General features: G+C 71.8%; 19 protein-coding genes. 13 read left to right on the forward strand and 6 right to left on the reverse strand.

Translation table 11 applies throughout. The annotated features are described in order from the left end of the window. Positions 1-6: 6 nt before the first annotated feature. The 3 genes from ACLJPY_RS06165 to ACLJPY_RS06175 all read right to left on the reverse strand — a co-directional run bounded on the left by ACLJPY_RS06165 (position 7) and on the right by ACLJPY_RS06175 (position 3,216). Complete coding sequence (locus tag ACLJPY_RS06165; protein WP_410587054.1) at positions 7-822, reverse strand: alpha/beta fold hydrolase; 816 nt, start codon at positions 820-822, stop codon at positions 7-9. A gap of 3 nt (positions 823-825) precedes the next feature. After that, on the reverse strand, positions 826-2,004 hold the full coding sequence (locus ACLJPY_RS06170; protein WP_410587601.1) for a L,D-transpeptidase: 1,179 nt from the start codon (positions 2,002-2,004) through the stop codon (positions 826-828). Positions 2,005-2,163: 159 nt separating this feature from the next. Beyond that, entirely contained in the window at positions 2,164-3,216 is a 1,053-nt protein-coding gene (locus ACLJPY_RS06175) for a UDP-N-acetylmuramate dehydrogenase (protein WP_410587055.1), read from the reverse strand. 24 nt (positions 3,217-3,240) lie between these two features. Between ACLJPY_RS06175 and ACLJPY_RS06180 the strand changes: the two genes are divergently transcribed. From ACLJPY_RS06180 to purU, 5 genes are all read left to right on the forward strand, one after another. Continuing rightward, positions 3,241-3,747 (forward strand): DUF2505 domain-containing protein, encoded by a 507-nt coding sequence (locus ACLJPY_RS06180; RefSeq protein WP_410587056.1) that lies wholly within the window; start codon positions 3,241-3,243, stop codon positions 3,745-3,747. Beyond that, positions 3,726-4,526, forward strand: a complete 801-nt coding sequence (locus ACLJPY_RS06185) for a class I SAM-dependent methyltransferase (protein ID WP_410587057.1) — start codon at positions 3,726-3,728, stop codon at positions 4,524-4,526. Before ACLJPY_RS06180 ends, ACLJPY_RS06185 begins: the two co-directional genes overlap by 22 nt. Positions 4,527-4,730: 204 nt before the next feature. Further along, entirely contained in the window at positions 4,731-5,432 is a 702-nt protein-coding gene (locus tag ACLJPY_RS06190) for a DedA family protein (RefSeq protein WP_410587058.1), read from the forward strand. Next, positions 5,329-5,898: a maleylpyruvate isomerase family mycothiol-dependent enzyme gene (locus tag ACLJPY_RS06195; protein ID WP_410587059.1), complete on the forward strand. Its 570-nt coding sequence runs from the start codon at positions 5,329-5,331 to the stop codon at positions 5,896-5,898. Before ACLJPY_RS06190 ends, ACLJPY_RS06195 begins: the two co-directional genes overlap by 104 nt. A gap of 15 nt (positions 5,899-5,913) precedes the next feature. Next, on the forward strand, positions 5,914-6,789 hold the full coding sequence (purU, locus tag ACLJPY_RS06200; RefSeq protein ID WP_410587060.1) for a formyltetrahydrofolate deformylase: 876 nt from the start codon (positions 5,914-5,916) through the stop codon (positions 6,787-6,789). A 20-nt stretch (positions 6,790-6,809) separates the two neighbouring features. Here the strand turns inward: purU and ACLJPY_RS06205 are convergent, their stop codons facing one another. Then, positions 6,810-7,859 (reverse strand): NAD(P)-dependent alcohol dehydrogenase, encoded by a 1,050-nt coding sequence (locus ACLJPY_RS06205; protein WP_410587061.1) that lies wholly within the window; start codon positions 7,857-7,859, stop codon positions 6,810-6,812. Positions 7,860-7,963: 104 nt separating this feature from the next. Here ACLJPY_RS06205 and ACLJPY_RS06210 point away from each other — a divergent pair, with 104 nt between their 5' ends. Both ACLJPY_RS06210 and ACLJPY_RS06215 read left to right on the forward strand, forming a co-directional pair. After that, positions 7,964-8,557 (forward strand): TetR/AcrR family transcriptional regulator, encoded by a 594-nt coding sequence (locus ACLJPY_RS06210; protein WP_410587602.1) that lies wholly within the window; start codon positions 7,964-7,966, stop codon positions 8,555-8,557. Positions 8,558-8,576: 19 nt separating this feature from the next. Then, positions 8,577-9,200 carry a haloacid dehalogenase type II gene (locus ACLJPY_RS06215; protein ID WP_410587062.1) on the forward strand — a complete coding sequence of 208 codons (624 nt, stop codon included), beginning with the start codon at positions 8,577-8,579 and terminating at the stop codon, positions 9,198-9,200. Here ACLJPY_RS06215 and ACLJPY_RS06220 read toward each other — a convergent pair. Both ACLJPY_RS06220 and ACLJPY_RS06225 read right to left on the reverse strand, forming a co-directional pair. Further along, on the reverse strand, positions 9,197-10,204 hold the full coding sequence (locus ACLJPY_RS06220) for an NADP-dependent oxidoreductase (RefSeq protein ID WP_410587063.1): 1,008 nt from the start codon (positions 10,202-10,204) through the stop codon (positions 9,197-9,199). The genes ACLJPY_RS06215 and ACLJPY_RS06220 overlap by 4 nt on opposite strands. A gap of 93 nt (positions 10,205-10,297) precedes the next feature. After that, complete coding sequence (locus ACLJPY_RS06225) at positions 10,298-10,732, reverse strand: SRPBCC family protein (protein ID WP_410587064.1); 435 nt, start codon at positions 10,730-10,732, stop codon at positions 10,298-10,300. A gap of 198 nt (positions 10,733-10,930) precedes the next feature. Between ACLJPY_RS06225 and ACLJPY_RS06230 the strand changes: the two genes are divergently transcribed. From ACLJPY_RS06230 to ACLJPY_RS06255, 6 genes are read left to right on the forward strand one after another with little or no spacing between them, the layout of a single operon-like run. Next, complete coding sequence (locus ACLJPY_RS06230; protein ID WP_410587065.1) at positions 10,931-11,647, forward strand: GntR family transcriptional regulator; 717 nt, start codon at positions 10,931-10,933, stop codon at positions 11,645-11,647. 11 nt (positions 11,648-11,658) lie between these two features. Then, complete coding sequence (locus ACLJPY_RS06235; RefSeq protein ID WP_176173465.1) at positions 11,659-11,886, forward strand: ferredoxin family protein; 228 nt, start codon at positions 11,659-11,661, stop codon at positions 11,884-11,886. Beyond that, on the forward strand, positions 11,883-13,271 hold the full coding sequence (locus ACLJPY_RS06240; protein WP_410587066.1) for an ABC transporter substrate-binding protein: 1,389 nt from the start codon (positions 11,883-11,885) through the stop codon (positions 13,269-13,271). The genes ACLJPY_RS06235 and ACLJPY_RS06240 overlap by 4 nt, the downstream gene beginning before the upstream one ends. Next, positions 13,268-14,101 carry an ABC transporter permease gene (locus ACLJPY_RS06245; protein WP_410587067.1) on the forward strand — a complete coding sequence of 278 codons (834 nt, stop codon included), beginning with the start codon at positions 13,268-13,270 and terminating at the stop codon, positions 14,099-14,101. Before ACLJPY_RS06240 ends, ACLJPY_RS06245 begins: the two co-directional genes overlap by 4 nt. Further along, positions 14,098-14,817, forward strand: a complete 720-nt coding sequence (locus ACLJPY_RS06250) for an ABC transporter ATP-binding protein (protein ID WP_410587068.1) — start codon at positions 14,098-14,100, stop codon at positions 14,815-14,817. The genes ACLJPY_RS06245 and ACLJPY_RS06250 overlap by 4 nt, the downstream gene beginning before the upstream one ends. Then, positions 14,814-17,486, forward strand: a complete 2,673-nt coding sequence (locus ACLJPY_RS06255; RefSeq protein WP_410587069.1) for a fumarate reductase/succinate dehydrogenase flavoprotein subunit — start codon at positions 14,814-14,816, stop codon at positions 17,484-17,486. Before ACLJPY_RS06250 ends, ACLJPY_RS06255 begins: the two co-directional genes overlap by 4 nt. Positions 17,487-17,496: the final 10 nt, after the last annotated feature.

The following is a 17,496-nucleotide window of genomic DNA, read 5'->3' on the forward strand; positions in this document are numbered from 1 at the left end:
CGTACGTCAGCTTTCCTCGGCGAACTGCCGGAGCACCGCGTCGAACTCGGCCGCGGACTCGGCGAAGGGCGCGTGCCCCCCGTCAACGAACCAACGCCCGACGGCACCCGGAATCTTCCCGAGGGCGTGTTCGGCCACCGAGGGCTCGATCACGCGGTCGGCCGTGCCGTGCACGACCAGGGCCGGTTTGTCGATCCCGGCCAGCACGTCCTCGCTGCCGACGTCCCGGCGGAACAACGCCGAGCGGACCGACGGCGGCACGCTGAGAGAAGCGCCGAGCAGGGCCTGGACCTGCGCGCCGGGCACCGGACCGGCCGTCATCCCGCGGCTGAACGCGGTCAGCGCCGGCACCGCGGTGTCCGGATCGTCGGAAAGCATCGCCCGCATGTGCTCGCGCATCAGCGCGCCGACCCGCCCACCCGGCCGGTCGCGGCCGATCTCGGTGATCGCCCCGACCAGCACCACCCCGCGCAGCCGTGCGGTGCCGTGCACCCGGATGTGGTCGGTCAGCACCAGGCCGCCGTAGGACCAGGCGACGACGATCGCGTCCGGGCCGGCGAAGTCCAGCACCGCGGCGAGGTCGTCCGCCCAGACCTGAGGGTTGTCGTACCCGGTGGCCGGGACGTCCGAAGCGCCGTGGCCCCGCAGGTCCACGGCGACCAGGCGGAACCGCTCGGTCAGGGCCGGGTCGGCCAGCTGCGCGGCCCAGCAGCCGCCCGACTGCGCCCAGCCGTGCAGGAACACGATCGGCCTGTTGTTCTCGGTGCCCTCGACCCGCAGGCCGAGCCGGACCCCGCCGTGCCCGACGACTTCGGTGCGCACGGGTTACTTCGCACCCAGCCCTTGCCAGGCCGCCCAGCTGTAGTTCCAGTCCTTGACGTCCGAGGCCATCGGCGGGGACAGCTTCGAGCCGGTGATCTCCACCGGGTCGCCGATCAGCGCCGAGTCGAAGTAGTCCTTGGCGTCGGCTTCGAGCAGGTTGACGCAGCCGTGGGAGTTGTTGTTCTTGCCGATGTTGGCCGCGTTGTCCTGGTTCTCGTGGATGTACTCGCCGTGGTTGGAGAACCGGCAGGCCCACTTCTTGTTGACGTTCGTGTAGCCGTAGCGGGCGTTGTCGAAGACGGCCGTCGGCTCCCGGGTCATGATGATGTAGGTGCCGTTCGGGGTGTTGCGGTCGACCTCGGCGTCCAGCCCGTTCGCGCACGGGTAGCTCTTGACCTGCGAGCCGTTGCGGTAGACGCGCATCTGGTGGTCCGGGGTGTTGACCTTGACCACCTGGTTGCGGCCGATCTTGAACTTCGTCGTGACGTCGGCCTTGCCGTACGCGCCGCCACCCAGCTCGACGCCGTACAGCTTCGCCTCGACGTTCACGGTGATGTTCTGCGGCCAGTACTCCTTCGGCCGGTAGTCGACCTGGCTGTCGGACAGCCAGCCCCAGGCACCTTCGACGTCCTTGTCCGTTTTCACGGACAGGGCCTTCTCGACCGCGGCGCGGTTCTTCACCGGCGACGCGAACTTGACGCTGATCGGCATGGCCACGCCGACGGTCTGGTTGTCGGCCGGGTTGAGCGTGGCGCGGACCTGCTTGGCCGGGCTGACCGTGGTGAAGCTGCCCTTGAACTCGACCGGCTTGCCGTCGGAGCCGGTGGCCTTGGCCGCGTAGGTGTAGGTCTTGCCGTAGCCGAGCGGCTCGGAGCTGGTCCAGGTGAGGCCGTCCGGCGTGAGGTCGCCCTTGACCTCCTTGCCGCCGTCGGCGCTCAGCTTGCACTCGGTGAGCTTGCCGTCGGCGACCTTCAGCACGGCGGGCTTGAGCACCGGGACGTCCTTGGCGTCGGCGGCCGGCTCGGCTGTGATCTTCGCCACGGACTGGGCGCCGCCTTCGCCATCGGCCCCGGCCGCGCCGGTGGGCAGCGCGTTGCCGCCGTTCTCGCTCGAACACGCGGCGGCGACCAGTGCGGCCCCAGCCGCCAGGGCAGCCTTGAAGACCGTACGCCGTTCGATCACCGAAACCTCCTGGAATCCCCCGCCGACCAGCGGGCACCCGCCTTCAGCGCTGGTCACCCGGCCGACGTTACCCGCCGGAAGGCAAAAACCAACCGTTCAGGTGGCAGACCTCTTTGTCGACAAAGACGTCTGTCACACGTACGGGTTGCCCGGTTTGGCTCAAATCACGCAGTTGATCAGCAGCGGCTCGGGGTGCAGCCGGACGCCGAACCGCTGCTCGACGCCGTCGCGAACCGCCCTGGCCAGCGCCAGCAGGTCCTCGGTCGTCGCGTCGCCGCGGTTGGTCAGCGCGAGCGTGTGCTTGGTCGACAGCGAAACCCGGTTCCCCGGACCGGGGTACCCCTTGCCGAAGCCCGCGCGCTCGATCAGCCAGGCCGCGGACAGCTTGACGCCGCCGTCGGCCGGGTACTGCGGCACCTCCGCGCCGACGACGCCGGTGATCCGCGCGAGGACCGCCTCGGCCTCGGCGCTCGGCACGATCGGGTTGGTGAAGAACGAGCCCGCGCTCCACGTGTCGTGGTCGGCCGGGTCGAGCACCATGCCCTTGCCGCGACGCAGCTTGAGGACGGCTTCGCGCGCTTCGGCGGCCGGAACGCGCGCGCCGATCTCGACGCCGAGCGTGCGGGCCAGCTCGGCGTAGCGGATGGGCGCGGAGAGGCCGTCTTCGCGGACCTCGAACCGGACCGAGAGGACGACGCCGGTGTCGGTGCCCTTGAGGACGCTGGTGCGGTAGGCGAAGCCGAGCTCCTCGGCCTTGAGCGTGCGGACTTCGCGCGTCCCGCGGTCGTACAGCTCGACGGAGACGATCGACTCGGCGACCTCGCAGCCGTACGCGCCGACGTTCTGGATCGGCGTCGCCCCGACGCTGCCGGGGATGCCGGAGAGGCATTCGAGCCCGCCCAGCCCGGCCTCGACCAGGCCGGCGACGAACGCGTCCCAGTTCTGGCCGGCCTGGACCTCGACGGTGTCGCCCTCGCGGCGCCAGCCGGTGTTCGCCACCTCGACGAGCGTGCCGTCGAACCCCGCGTCGCCGACCACCAGGTTGGAGCCGCCGCCGACCAGCAGCACCGGCTCGCCCGCCGCGTCCGCATCGCGGACCGCTGCGACGAGGTCTTCGCTGGTCACGGCGCTGACGAAGCGGCGGGCCGGGCCGCCGAGGCGCAGCGTGGTGTACGCGGAGAGCTTCGGGAGTTCGGAAGTACGGGTGTCCACCCGCCTGACGGTACTGTTCGGTCCATGGGATCCCGGATCGAGCACCGCGCTGAGTTCGCTGCCGACGTCGCGGCCACGTACGCGGCCGTCGCCGGCGAAGACGCGCTGCGGGCACGCCTGGCGGAGCTCGGCGGGCACGACGCGGCCCTGCTGTCGTACGAGGAGTCCGGCACGGACCTGCGGTACTCGCTGCGGCAGGGGATCAGCGCGGACAAGCTGCCGCAGGCGGTCCGCACGCTGCACAAGGGCGACCTGGTGGTGACCCGCACGCAGACCTGGCGCGTGAGCAACGACGGCACCGGGCGGCAGGGCAACGCGACGGTCGAGGTCGGCGGTGTCCCGGGCGAGATCGCCGCGCGGACGGCGCTGCTGGCCAACGGCGACCGCACGGTGCACCGGACCAGCGGCGAGGTCACGGTCCGGATCCCGCTGTTCGGCGGGAAGCTGGAGAGCGTGATCGCCGAGCAGGTCACGAAACTGCTGGAGCGCGAAGCCGAATTCACCGCGAAGTGGCTCACAGAAGCAAACTGACCCCGGTCGGCGCGCCGACCCGCGGCACCACCAACCCGAACCGCCTGCGCCGGGTCGACCGCTGGATCGCCTTCTCGCCGCGCACTTCGCGGCTGCTTCGCGCGGCCGATCCGCCGTTGGTCGTCGACCTCGGCTACGGCGCGTCCCCGGTGACGACGGTCGAGCTGGCGCGGTGGCTGCGCCGGGTGCGTCCGGACGTCCGCGTGCTGGGGCTGGAGCTGGATCCGGAGCGGGTGGCTTTTGCGCAGTCCGCCGCGTCACCGCCGTCGCTGGACTTCCGCCGCGGCGGGTTCGAGCTGGCCGGGACCCGGCCGGTGCTGGTGCGGGCGTTCAACGTGCTGCGGCAGTACGCGGAGGACGAAGTCGCGGGCGCGTGGGACCTGATGCTGGACTCGATGCCCGCCGAGGGTCTGCTGGTCGAGGGCACGTGCGACGAGATAGGCCGGCTGTCCTCCTGGGTACTGGTGGCCCGGTCCGGCCCGGTCTCGCTGACGCTCTCGATGCGGCTGGCGGGACTGGACCGCCCGTCGACCGTGGCCGAGCGGCTGCCGAAGGCGCTGATCCACCGGAACGTGCCCGGCGAGCGCGTCCACGCGCTGCTGTCGGCGTTGGACGCCTGCTGGGCCACCGCGGCACCGCACCAGGCGTTCGGGGTGCGGTCGCGCTGGCTGGAGACGGTCCGGCTGCTGGCCGCGCGGGGCTGGCCGGTGCTGGGCCCGCCGTCCCGCATCCGCCTCGGCGAGCTGACGGTGCCCTGGGCGTCGGTCGCCCCGGCCTGAGCGCCCCAAGGCGGCCTTGGGTGCGTGTGACGCACCGAAGGCCACATTGGGTGCTCCATCCATGCCCCCGCCGCCACCCTCAACGGAGGCGCTCCGCGCCGCAGTGCTGATTCAACGCACCGAAGGCCACATTGGGGCGCTGTGTTCACCGGGGCACCCCCGCTGCGTCACCCCGAAGTGACCTGCGGTGATCACCATTGAGCCGTGGAACTCCTGGCGCAGGTCACCGAGCTGCTGCGCGGCGCGCTCGGCTCGCCGTGGCTGTGGGTGGTCGTCTTCGCCGTGTCGGGGCTGGACGCGCTGCTGCCCTTCATGCCCAGCGAAACCACCGTCGTCACCGTCGCCGTCCTGCTCGGACCCGACCCCGCGCAGCTGGCCCTGCTCGCCACGGTGGCGGCCGCGGGCGCGTGGACGGGCGACTGCCTCGGGTACGCCGTCGGCCGGGCCGCCGGGCCGCAGGCCATCGCGCGGCTGCAGCGCGGCCCGGAAGGACGGCGGCGCTACGAATGGGCGCGGCAGCAGGTGCGGCGCAACGGCGGGCTGCTGATCATCGCGGCCCGCTACCTGCCGGGCGGCCGGGTCGCCAGCGCGCTCGCCACCGGCAGCCTCGGCTACCCGCTGCCGAAGTTCGCCGCCCTCGACGCCGCCGGGGCCGCGATCTGGGCCGTGTACAGCGTCCTGATCGGCCTCGCGGGCGGGTCCGCCTTCGCCGACGAGCCGGGCAAGGGCCTGCTGCTGTCGTTCAGCCTCGGCCTGGGGCTGGTGTTCGCCATCGAGGCCGGGCGGCGGCTACGGTCGGCGCATGCTCGAAGCGATCGACGTCCACGCCGACGGGCTCAAGCGGGCGGCGCTGGCGGCCGGGCCGTCGGCACCGGTGCCGAACTGTCCGAAGTGGACTGTCCATGACCTGGTGACGCACATCGCGTTCGTGCACGACACCAGCACCAGCCTGGCGATGGGCCGGCCGCCGCACCCCGAGCCGCCGTCGGGTTGGGAAGACGTCCTCGGGTGGTGGGACGGCCGGCGCCTGGCCCTGCGCGAAGCACTGGCGCGCAACCCGGACGCGCCGTGGACCCGCCGGATGGCCCACGAGACCGCGATCCACCGCCTCGACGCCGAATCCGCCCTCGAAGACCCGCCGGAGACCCGCTTCTCCCCCGAGTTCGCCAACGACGGCATCGACGAGTTCCTGACCTTCGTCGTCCCGCGTCGCGGCTTCGCCATCGGCGTGCGGATCACCACGCCGGAGCGGACGTGGACGGTCGGCACCCCGCGGACCGAAGTGACCGGCGACGCCGACGACGTCTACCGGGCGGTGTGGGGCCGTCCGCACTCGGCGGCGATCAGCGGGGACCGGCTCCCGGCCGTCTGACCAGTACCAGGGAGAATGTCGGGCGTGACCGCTCCCGAACGCCGCTACGTCATCACCTTCGGCTGCCCCGACCGCACCGGCATCATCGCCCGGATCTCCGGGTTCCTCGCCGAGCACGGCGGCTGGATCGTCGAGGCGGCGTACCATACCGACCCGGACACGGGCTGGTTCTTCACCCGCCAGGTCGTCCGGGCCGACTCGCTGCCGTTCGACGCCGACGAGCTGCGCGCCCGCTTCGGCGAGGTGGCCGCCGAGCTGTCGGCCGAGTCGAGCTGGCAGGTCAGCGACACCGGCGAGCGGCGCCGCGCGGTGATCCTCGTCTCCAAGGCCGGGCACTGCCTGTACGACCTGCTCGGCCGCGTCGCTTCCGGGGAGCTCGACGTCGACGTCGCCGCGGTGATCGGCAACCACGACTCGCTCGCGGACATCACCCGCGCGCACGGCATCCCGTTCCACCACGTGCCGTTCCCCGCCGGCGGCAAGGAAGCGGCGTTCGAGCAGGTCCGCAAGCTGGTCGACGAGCACGACCCGCACGCGGTGGTGCTGGCCCGGTTCATGCAGATCCTGCCCGCGGACCTGTGCCGCGAGTGGGCCGGGCGGGCGATCAACATCCACCACAGCTTCCTGCCGTCGTTCATCGGCGCGAAGCCGTACCACCAGGCCCACACGCGCGGGGTCAAGCTGGTCGGCGCGACCTGCCACTACGTGACGGCGGACCTCGACGCGGGCCCGATCATCGAGCAGGACGTCATCCGCGTCGGCCACGGCGACTCGGTCGAGGACATGGTCCGCAAGGGCCGGGACATCGAGAAGGTGACGCTGGCCCGCGGTCTCCGGTGGCACCTGGAGAACCGCGTGCTGGTGCACGGCAACCGCACCGTGGTGTTCTGACGCGGTTGCCGTGCCCGGGATCACGCCCCGATGGTCGACGCGTCGATGACGAACCGGTAGCGCACGTCGGAGTTCTCCACGCGCTCGTAGGCCTCGTTGACCTTGTCCGCCGAAATGGTCTCGATCTCCGCGCCGATGCCGTGCTTCGCGCAGAAGTCCAGCATCTCCTGGGTCTCGGCGATGCCGCCGATCATCGAGCCGGCCAGCACCTTGTTGCCGCCGAGCAGCGAGAAGGCGTTGTAGGCCAGCGGTTCGCCGGGCGCGCCGACGTTCACCATCGCGCCGCCGACCCGCAGCAGGCCGAGGTAGGCGTCCACCGGCAGCTTGGCCGACACGGTGTTGAGGATGATGTCGAACTTGCCGCGCAGGACGTCGAAGGTCGACTCGTCGCTGGTGGCGTAGTACTCGGAAGCGCCGAGCTTGAGGCCGTCCTCCTGCTTCTTGAGGCTCTGGCTCAGCACGGTCACCTCGGCGCCCATCGTGGCGGCGATCTTGACGGCCATGTGCCCGAGCCCGCCGAGGCCGATCACGGCGACCTTCTTGCCGGGGCCGGCGCCCCAGTGGTGCAGCGGCGAGTAGGTGGTGATGCCCGCGCAGAGCAGCGGCGCGGCGACGTCGAGGTCGATGCCCTCCGGGATGCGGCAGACGAAGGCGTCCTTCACGACGATCTGGTTGCTGTAGCCGCCGTAGGTGTTCTCGCCGTCGAAGCCGACGCCGTTGTACGTCTGGACGTTGCCCTTGACGCAGAACTGCTCGGTGCCGGCCAGGCAGTATTCGCATTCGCCGCAGGAGTCGACCATGCAGCCGACGCCGACGCGGTCGCCGACCTGGTACTTCGTGACGTCCGAGCCGACCGCGGCGACGACGCCGGCGATTTCGTGGCCCGGGACCATCGGGAAGATCGCCTGGCCCCAGTCCTCCTTGGCCTGGTGGATGTCGCTGTGGCAGATGCCGGCGTAGGCGATGTCGATCAGCACGTCGTCGGGACGCAGGTCACGGCGCTCGATCGTGGTCGGCGCCAGCGGCGCGCCCGGCGCCGGAACGGCGATGGCGTGCGTGGTCGTGCTCATGGAACCCTCCAAGTTCAAGTACCGTTGGCCCTCGTAAGAGGTCTCATACATGTCCGACGTAAGAGGCCTCTTACATATTCCGAGCGAAAGATGTGAACCAGGTCATGGGCGGCAAGTACCACCACGGCGACCTCCGCGGCGAGCTCGTGCGCGTCTCCCTGGACCTGATCGCCGAGCACGGCCTCGAGGGCTTCTCGGTCGCGGAGGTCGCGCGGCGGGCGAAGGTCAGCCCCGGTGCGCCGTACCGGCACTTCGCCGACCGCGAGACGCTGCTCGCCGAAGTCGCGTGCCACATCGCGTGCCAGCTGGCGGACCGGGTCGCCGCGGCGGCCGCCGAACACGAGAACCCGGCCGAAGCACTGGCGGCAGCCGCGGGCGCGTACACGCGGTACCTGATCGAGCGCCGGGCGGGGATGAACGTCCTCTACGCCGAAGGCCTGCACGGTCCGGAGCACGTCGGCCTGCACGAGCAGACCCGGCGGCTGACCGACGAGTTCCTCCTGCGCTGCCTGGCGGTCGCTCCGGACCCGGCGACCGGGCTGGAGCTGATGGAGCAGCTGTTCACGCAAGCGCATGGCTACGGCACGTTCCAGCTCGACGGCGTCTTCGTCAAGCACGGGTACTCGGTCGACCTGGTGGTGCGGAAATCCACCGAGGCCGCGCGGATCGTGATCGCGGGCCGGGCCGCGGCGGGGTGATCACGCGGATACTGAACCCATGCTGTGCGTCTTCGACGTCAACGAGACCCTGCTCGACCTGGCCGCGCTGGACGCCACCGTCGGCGGTCCCGAGCTGCGGCGCGAGTGGTTCGGCCTGGCCATCCACACCGTCCTGACCGTGACCGCCACCGGCGGCTACCGCGACTTCGCGGGCATCGCCGGCGACGCCGCCATCGAGGTCGCCGCCCGGCACGGGCGGGAGGCCGATCTCGGGGCGATCGCCGCGGGCCTGCGCAGCCTGCCGGCGCATCCGGACGTCGAAGCCGGGCTGACCAAGCTGCGCGAAGCCGGGCACACCGTCGTCGCGCTGACGAACTCGCCGCTCGCGACGGCCGAGGCGCAGCTGCAGAACGCCGGGCTGGCGCCGCTGCTCGACCGGATCTTCTCGGCCGAGCAGGTCGGCAGGCTCAAGCCGGCGCCGGAGCCGTACCGCCAGGTCACCGCCGCCTATCCCGGCGAAACCGCGGTGATGGTCGCCGCGCACGACTGGGACGTCGCGGGCGCGCAGGCGGCCGGGCTGCGGACGGCGTTGCTCGCCCGCCCCGGCGTTCGCCCGCTGCCCGGCTCACCCGAGCCGACCTACACGATCACGGCCCTGACCGAGCTGGCCGAACTGCTCTAGTCCGCGATCCGGACCAGCATCTTGCCGGTGTTGGCGCCCGACAGCAGGCCGAGGAACGCCTCGGGCGCGTTGCGGATGCCGTCGACGAAGGTCTCCGAGTACTTGATCTCGCCGGAGTTCACCAGCGGCGCCACCTCGCTGACGAACTGCTGCTGCAGGTGCCAGTGGTCGATCACCAGCAGGCCGCGGATGGTCAGCCGCTTGGCGATGACCTGCGCGAGGTTGCGCGGCGCCGGCGTCGGTTCGGTCGCGTTGTACTGCGAGATCATCCCGCAGACGGCGATCCGGCCGTGCACGGTGATCGCGTCGATCGCGGCTTCCAGGTGCTCGCCGCCGACGTTGTCGAAGTAGACGTCGATGCCCTCCGGCGCCGCCTGGTGCAGCTGGTCGGCGACCGGGCCGTCCTTGTAGTTGAACGCGGCGTCGAAGCCGAGGTCGTCGATCAGGTGGCGGACCTTCTCCGCCGAACCCGCCGAGCCGATGACGCGCTTCGCGCCCTTCAGCTTCGCGAGCTGCCCGACCAGCGAACCGACCGCGCCCGCCGCGCCCGAGACGAACACCGTGTCGCCCGGCTTGAACTCGGCCGACTCCAGCAGGCCCGAGTACGCGGTCAGGCCCGGCATGCCGAGCACGCCGAGGTACGTCGACAGCGGCGCGGCGGACCCGTCGACCTTGACGTACCGGCCCGCGTCGAGCACGGCGTGGGTGCGCCAGCCGGCCTGGTGCAGGACGTGGTCCCCGGCCTTGACGTCGTCGACGTTCGACTCGACGACCTCGCCGACCGCCCCGCCGGACATGACCTCGCCGACCCGGAAGGGCGGCGCGTAGGACTTGACGTCCCGCATCCGGCCGCGCATGGCCGGGTCGACGCTCATGATCAGGTTGCGGACCAGGATCTGGTTCGCGCCCGGCGTCGGCACCTCGGTGTCGACGATCTCGAAGTTATCGTGCGTCGGCACGCCTTCCGGACGCGAAGCCAGCCGGATTTCGGTCGCCGTGCTCATCGTGGATCCTCTCCAGTCTCGAAGCGGGGCAAGCGCCCCGGATTCCACCCGATGTAACCAGCTAACCGGGGCGCAGATTCCGATTGTGACTCGTCACACGATCTCGGCGAGCTTGCCCAGCACCCCGTCGTAGATCTTTTTGAGCCCGCCGGGCGCGAAGGTCTTCTCGAAGAAGCCGCCGATGCCACCGGCACCGTCCCACGTGGTCTCGATCTTCACCACACTGCGTTCACCCGCTTCGGTGACCGTCCACCTGGTGACCATGCTCGAGTTCGCGTCCGTCTCGACCAGCGTCCCCGGGCGAGGCTCGGTGACGGTCGCGGCGACGTCGCGCACGCGCTTCGAGGTCGCCTGCAGCTTCCAGCGGGCCTTGGTGCCGGCGCCGACGCCGCCCTCGGTCACCTGGTAGTCGCGGTAGTGCTCGGTGAGCAGCTTCGGCCGCGTCTCGGCGTAGTCGGCGACGAGCGCGCGGACCTTGTCGGCCGGGGCGTCGATGGTGCGCTCCGCGGTGGCCGTGACCTTTCCCATTTCACTCCTCTTCCCGGCGTACAGATCAGGGTCCACGATTCCACCGCGCACCGCACCACCGGCGGGCGCCCTCGGACGTCTCAGATAGTGAGCGGCGGAAGTCCGGTCTGGACACCGGTTTCCGCAGGTCAGGAGCCTGCCAAGGCGGCCGGAAGTGGCGTAACACGGCGTTAACGAACGCTGGCCATCCTCGCCGCCATGCCTTCCACACCCCGGCGGACCCGCTCGGACAGCGCCCGGCAGCTCGCCGACCTGCTGCGCCGTCAGGTGCTGGCCGAAGAGCCGCTGCCGTGCGAGGAGGACCTCACGGTGGAGTTCTCGGTGACCCGCAACACCGTGCGGGAAGCCCTCGCGCTGCTGCGCGACGACGGCTTGATCGCGCGCCAGCCCGGGGTCGGCACGGTCGTGGTCGGGCACAAGTACCCGCACGGGCTCAACCGGCTGGCCGGGCTGGCCGAGGTGCTGCGGGAGCACGGCGTGGTCACCAACGACGTCCGGACGGCCGGCCTGGTACCCGCCCCCGCCGAGGTGGCGCACCGGCTCGGCGTGCCCGAGCGCTCCGAGGTCGTCTACCTGGAGCGGCTGCGAAGACTCGACGGCGTCCCACTCTCGCTCGACCTCACCTACCTGCTGCCGGAGATCGGGAAGCCGCTGCTGGACCACGACCTCGCCGGGCGGGACGTCTTCGCGCTCATCGAGGAGACCTCCGGGCAGCGGCTGGGCTACGCCGACATCGACGTCGAAGCCCTCAACGCCGACCCGGAAACCGCGGCCGTGCTGGACGTCCCGCCGGGCGCCGCCCTGCTGCGGTGGGAACGCCTGACGCACTTCGCCGACGGACGGCCCGTCGACCTCGAGTACATCCGCCTGCGCGGCGACCGCCTGACCATGCGCGCCCGCCTCGACCGTTCCTGAAGGAGACCGCCATGCCCCTCGTGCCGAGCCGGGTCGACGTCCCGGTGACGATCGACGAGTCGAAGTGCCTCGACGGCTGCCGCCTCTGCGTCGACATGTGCCCGCTCGACTCGCTGGCCATCGACCCGGACACCGACAAGGCGTACATGCACGTCGACGAGTGCTGGTACTGCGGGCCGTGCGCGGCCCGGTGCCCGACCGGCGCGGTGACCATCAACATGCCCTACCTGCTGCGGTGAAAGGGGCCCGGCTCCTGCTCGCCGCCGCGTTGCTGGCCGCGGGCTGCACCGCGAACGCGGCGTCGGCCACCGATGTCGACGTCGTGCTCGGCTACCAGTCGAAGACGATCAACACCGTCACCGCGGGCACGCTGCTGCGCTCCCTGGGGTACTTCGAGCAGCGCCTGACCGCACTCGGCAAGCGGGACGGCAAGCGCTACCACGTCACCTGGCAGGACTACTCGACCGGCGCCCCGATCACCGCGCAGATGGTCGCGGGCAAGATCGACATCGGCTCGATGGGCGACTACCCGTTGCTCATCAACGGTTCCCGCACCCAGGAGTTCGGCGACGGCCACACCAAGCTGGTCGCGGCCACCGGGTACAACCTGCTGGGCGCGCTGAACATGGTCGTCGTGCCGCCGAACTCGCCCGCGCACACCCTGGCCGACCTGCGCGGCAAGAAGATCTCGGCCAGCACCGGCTCGGCCGGGCACGGCACCACCGTGCACGCCCTGCAGAACATCGGCATCGGCACCGGCGACGTCCACCTGCAGAACCAGGCGCCCGCGGTCGGCGCGTCCGGGCTGCTGTCCGGCTCGGTCGACGCGCTCGGGCAGTTCGTCGCGTGGCCGGGGCAGCTGGTCTTCGCGAACCAGGCGCGGCTGCTCTACGACGGCTCGGCGCTGAACCTGCCGACGTGGCACGGCGTGGTCGTCCGCGAGTCCTATGCGGACAGTCACCACGACGTCGTGGCGGAGTTCCTGCGCGCGCAGCGCGACGCGACGGACTACCTGCACCGGCACCCGATGGACGCGGCGCTGAAGGTCGCGTCCGCCACGAAGCTGCCGCCCGAGGTCGTCTACCTCTACAACGGCGCCGGCGGCCTGGTCACCTTCGACCTGCCGCTGAAGCGCCCGCTGCTCAGCGCCCTGGAGACCGACGCGCCCTTCCTGCGCTCGATCGGCAACATCAAGCGGCTCGACCTCGGCGCGTTCGTCGACGACCGCTACCTGCGGGAGGTCTACGGCCCGGCCTACGACACCGCGGTGTCCTCTTTGGACAACCCGGCCCCGGTGACGGGCTTCGACACGACGTGCTCGGAACCGGTCACCGATCCGCGCACCGCGGGCGAGCTGTGGCTCGCCGGGGAGACCGCGACGCACCCCGCGGCGACGCCGGCGTGTCTGCTCAAAGCCGTGGCGCACGCCGGAAAAGCGGTCCGCGCGGCCTACGTCCCCGATGCGGCCACGGGCACCCGCTGGTTCGCGGACAAGGCCGTCTGGGTGCGCGACGCGGGCGGCGCGCTGCTGCCGTTCACCACCGAAGACGGCGCCCGCGTCCACCTCGCCGGACACCCCGGCGCGATCGTCAGCTACGCGCAAGCCGTGGAGGAGTCCCGATGACCCAGACCCTCGAGCAGGAACCCGCCACCACGGAAGCCCCACCAGCGCCACCGAGACGGCGGTTCAGCCGGCTCGCCGTCCGGGCCGGCAGCATCGTCGCCGCACTGGTGGTGTGGGAGCTGCTGACGGCGTTCGACGTCGACCTGTGGCTGCACTTCGACCGCCTGCCCACGCCGGTCGAGGTGGCCCGCGACTTCGGCTACCAGCTCGGCACCGCGGTCTACTACCAGGACCTGCTCGACTCGCTGCGCCGGATCGTCACCGGCTTCGCGCTGGCCGCGGTGTTCGGGATCGGCCTCGGCACGGCGATCGCCCGCTCGCGCGGCACGTCCGACGTCGTCCAGCCGCTCCTGGAGGTGCTGCGGCCGATCCCGGCCATCGCGATGGTCCCGATCGCGATCCTGCTGTTCCCCAGCAACGAGCAGGGCATCGTCTTCATCACCTTCGTCGCCGCGTTCTTCCCGGTGGTCGTGAGCACGCGGCACGCGGTGCGCGCGCTGCCGGTGGTCTGGGAGGACGCGATCCGCACGATGGGCGGCTCGCGGCGGCGGGTGCTGTGGAACGTCGTGCTGCCGGGCGCGCTGCCCGGCGTGTTCGGCGGGTTGTCCGTCGGCATGGGCGTTTCGTGGATCTGCGTGATCTCGGCGGAGATGATCTCCGGCGAGTTCGGCGTCGGCTACCGGACCTGGCAGGCCTACACCGTCGTCGACTACCCCGGCGTGATCGTCGGGATGCTCACCATCGGCCTGCTCGGCTGGGTCACCTCGGCCGCCGTCGAACTGCTGGGCCGCCGCGCCACCCGCTGGCTGCCGCGAGGGGAGAACGCATGAGCCTGCGCATCGAGAACCTGACCGTCCACTACGGACAGCGGGCGGTGCTCGCCGGCATCGACCTGGCCGTTGCCGACGCCGAGATCCTCGCGGTCACCGGGCCTTCGGGCTGTGGCAAGTCGACGCTCCTGCGCACGCTCGCGGGCTTGCTCCCGGCGACGTCCGGGCGCGTGCTCAGCGCGGGCACGCCGGTGACCGGCACGTCCGCCGAGCGGGCGCTGGTGTTCCAGGACGACGGGCTGCTGCCGTGGCGTTCGGTGCGCCGGAACGTCGAACTGCCGCTGTCCATCCGGCGCGTCCCGCGGGCGCGGCGGCGCGTGGAAGCCGAGTCCTGGCTGTCCCAGGTCGGCCTGACCGGCTACGAGGACCACCTGCCTCGCGAGCTGTCCGGCGGCATGCGCCAGCGCGTCCAGCTGGCCCGCACGCTCGCCGGGTCGCCACGGGTGATCCTGGCCGACGAGCCGTTCGGCGCGCTGGACGCCCAGACCCGCACGGCGATGCAGCGGCTGCTCGTGGACGTCTGGCGCAAGCGGCCGACGACCGTGGTGTTCGTGACCCACGACGTCGACGAAGCACTGTTCCTGGCCGACCGCGTCGCGGTGCTGACCCGCGACGGGCGGCTGGCGAAGGTCGTGGAGTCGTCGCGGCCGCGGACGGCCGAGCCCGCCGTGCCCGCCGAACGCGCCGAGGTCCTGGACGGGCTGGTGGCGGCATGACGTTCGAAGCTCCCCCGCTGTCCACCCGGACGCACTTCGAGACCGACGTCCTGGTCATCGGCGGCGGCACGGCCGGGACCATGGCCGCGCTGACCGCCGCCGAGAACGGCGCGAACGTGCTGCTGCTGGAGAAGGCGCACGTCCGGCACTCGGGGGCGCTGGCCATGGGCATGGACGGCGTGAACAACGCGGTCATCCCGGGCAAGGCGACACCGGAGGACTACGTCGCCGAGATCACCCGGGCCAACGACGGTGTCGTCGACCAGTCCACTGTGTACCAGACCGCGCGACGCGGGTTCGCCATGGTGCAGCGGCTGGAGAAGTACGGCGTCAAGTTCGAAAAGGACGAGTACGGCGAGTACGCCGTCCGGCGCGTGCACCGGTCCGGCAGTTACGTGCTGCCGATGCCGGAGGGCAAGGACATCAAGAAGGTGCTCTACCGCGTGCTGCGGCAGAAGCACATGCGCGAGCGCATCACGATCGAGAACCGCGTGATGCCGGTGCGGGTGCTCACCTCGGGCGGGCGCGCGGTCGGCGCCGCCGGCTTCAACACCCGGACCGGCGAGTTCGTCACGGTTTCGGCGTCCGCGGTGGTCCTGGCGACCGGCCCGTGCGGACGGCTGGGCCTGCCGTCGAGCGGCTACCTCTACGGGACGTACGAGAACCCGACCAACGCCGGCGACGGGTACGCGATGGCCTACCACGCGGGCGCCGAGCTGTCCGGGATCGAGTGCTTCCAGATCAACCCGCTGATCAAGGACTACAACGGACCGGCCTGCGCCTACGTCGCCAACCCGTTCGGCGGCTACCAGGTCAACGCGGCCGGCGACCGCTTCGTCGACTGCGACTACTGGTCCGGGCAGATGATGGCCGAGGTCGCCCGCGAGATCTCGTCGGCGCGCGGGCCCATCTACCTCAAGCTGACGCACCTGCCCGAAGAGACGCTCGGCGCGCTGGAGAACATCCTGCACACGACCGAACGCCCGACGCGCGGGACGTTCCACGCCACCCGCGGCCACGACTACCGCACGCACGACGTCGAGATGCACATCTCGGAGATCGGGCTGTGCGGCGGCCATTCGGCGTCCGGCGTCCGGGTGGACGAGAACGGCGCGACGACGGTCCCGGGCCTGTACGCCGCGGGCGACCTCGCCTGCGTGCCGCACAACTACATGATCGGCGCCTTCGTCTACGGCGACCTCGCCGGCGCGCACGCCTCGGGTTCCCTGCGGCCGCTCGTTCCCCTGCCGGAGGACCAGGTGGCCGCGGCGCACGAGCTGATCTACCGGCCACTGTCCACTCCGGACGGGCCGCCGCAGCAGCAGGTGGAGTACAAGCTGCGCCGGTTCGTCAACGACTACGTGGCACCGCCGAAGACGACGGCGAAGCTGGAGATCGCCCTGGAGACGTTCGCGCGGATGTCCGCGGAGATCGCGGGCATGGGCGCCCGGACGCCGCACGAGCTGATGCGCTGCGCCGAAGTGACGTTCATCCGCGACTGCGCCGAAATGGCGGCGCGGGCGTCGCTGGTGCGGACCGAGAGCCGGTGGGGGCTCTACCACGACCGCACCGACCACCCGGGCCGCGACGACGTCTCCTGGCTCGCGCACCTGGACCTGCGCAAGACGCCGTCCGGGGAGATGGAGTTCGTCAAGCGGCCGGTGGCGCCCTACGTCGTGCCGGTGCCGGAGTTCGCCGTGCCGGAGTTCGAGGCCGAGGTCCTCGGCACCCACACGGCGTTCAGCGGGCACACGCCCCCGGACGTGGCCACGGTCGCTCCGGCACGGACGCACTCGGCACCGCGGGTGCTCGAAGTCGTCGCCTTGGCCGAGGAGCAGCCTTCGCTCGCCGTGCTGTCTTCTTACCTGTCCGATGCGGACGCCGAGGTCCGCACCACGGCGATCGCGGTGCTCACCGAGTCGGCGCCGGACGGCTTCGGGCCGGCGCTGGTCACGGCGTTGCACGACGTCGACGCGCGGGTCCGCGCCGCGGCGGCGGCCGGCCTGCGGGAGCTGGTGGAGGTGCTGCCGCCGACGTCCGCGCTGGGCGACGGGCTGCGGTCGGCGCTGTCGGTGGCCGACGCGGACGTGCGCTCGGTCGCGCTCGACGTCCTGCGCGCGCTGCGGCTCGGCGACGAACCGCGGTTCTCGGCGTCGCTCGCGGACCCGGCGGTCGCGGTCCGGCTGGAAGCGGTGCGGGGGCTGGTGTCCCTCGACGCCGCTTCGGCGCTGGCCCACGCGGCCGCGGACGCCGCGCGTGAGGTCCGGGTCGCGGTGGCGGCCGGGCTGGGCACGATCGGCGACCCGCGCTCGACCGGCACGGTCTCGGCACTGGCCGCCGACCCGGACCCGCTGGTCCGCGCGGCCGCGTTGACCGCGGCGGCCGACCTCGGGTGCGGCGGCGGCCTCGCGGGCCTCGCGGCGGCGGCGCTCGCCGACCCCGCCTGGCAGGTGCGGCGCGGGGCGGCCACGGCGCTGGGCGCACTGGCGTCGCCGTCGGAGCCGCTGCTGGCCGCGCTGGCCGACGAGCACCCGAACGTGCGGCGCGCGGCCGTCCAGGCGCTGGGCAAGTGGGCGGCCGAGCCGTCGGTGGCCGAGCAGCTCCGGGGCCGCCGAACCGACTCGGACGCCGACGTCCGCGCGTACACGCGGATGGCGCTCGGCGGTTAGGCTGCCCGGC

Origin of the sequence: Amycolatopsis sp. lyj-23 (assembly GCF_046549135.1) — a bacterium.
GTDB lineage: Bacteria > Actinomycetota > Actinomycetes > Mycobacteriales > Pseudonocardiaceae > Amycolatopsis.

Coding starts and splice junctions, on each gene's coding strand:
- ACLJPY_RS06180 (WP_410587056.1), top strand. CDS start 3,241: ATGGGATCCCGGATCGAGCACCGCGCTGAGTTCGCTGCCGACGTCGCG.
- ACLJPY_RS06195 (WP_410587059.1), top strand. CDS start 5,329: ATGCTCGAAGCGATCGACGTCCACGCCGACGGGCTCAAGCGGGCGGCG.
- purU (WP_410587060.1), top strand. CDS start 5,914: ATGTCGGGCGTGACCGCTCCCGAACGCCGCTACGTCATCACCTTCGGC.
- ACLJPY_RS06205 (WP_410587061.1), bottom strand. CDS start 7,859: ATGAGCACGACCACGCACGCCATCGCCGTTCCGGCGCCGGGCGCGCCG.
- ACLJPY_RS06210 (WP_410587602.1), top strand. CDS start 7,964: ATGGGCGGCAAGTACCACCACGGCGACCTCCGCGGCGAGCTCGTGCGC.
- ACLJPY_RS06215 (WP_410587062.1), top strand. CDS start 8,577: ATGCTGTGCGTCTTCGACGTCAACGAGACCCTGCTCGACCTGGCCGCG.
- ACLJPY_RS06220 (WP_410587063.1), bottom strand. CDS start 10,204: ATGAGCACGGCGACCGAAATCCGGCTGGCTTCGCGTCCGGAAGGCGTG.
- ACLJPY_RS06225 (WP_410587064.1), bottom strand. CDS start 10,732: ATGGGAAAGGTCACGGCCACCGCGGAGCGCACCATCGACGCCCCGGCC.
- ACLJPY_RS06230 (WP_410587065.1), top strand. CDS start 10,931: ATGCCTTCCACACCCCGGCGGACCCGCTCGGACAGCGCCCGGCAGCTC.
- ACLJPY_RS06235 (WP_176173465.1), top strand. CDS start 11,659: ATGCCCCTCGTGCCGAGCCGGGTCGACGTCCCGGTGACGATCGACGAG.
- ACLJPY_RS06245 (WP_410587067.1), top strand. CDS start 13,268: ATGACCCAGACCCTCGAGCAGGAACCCGCCACCACGGAAGCCCCACCA.
- ACLJPY_RS06250 (WP_410587068.1), top strand. CDS start 14,098: ATGAGCCTGCGCATCGAGAACCTGACCGTCCACTACGGACAGCGGGCG.
- ACLJPY_RS06255 (WP_410587069.1), top strand. CDS start 14,814: ATGACGTTCGAAGCTCCCCCGCTGTCCACCCGGACGCACTTCGAGACC.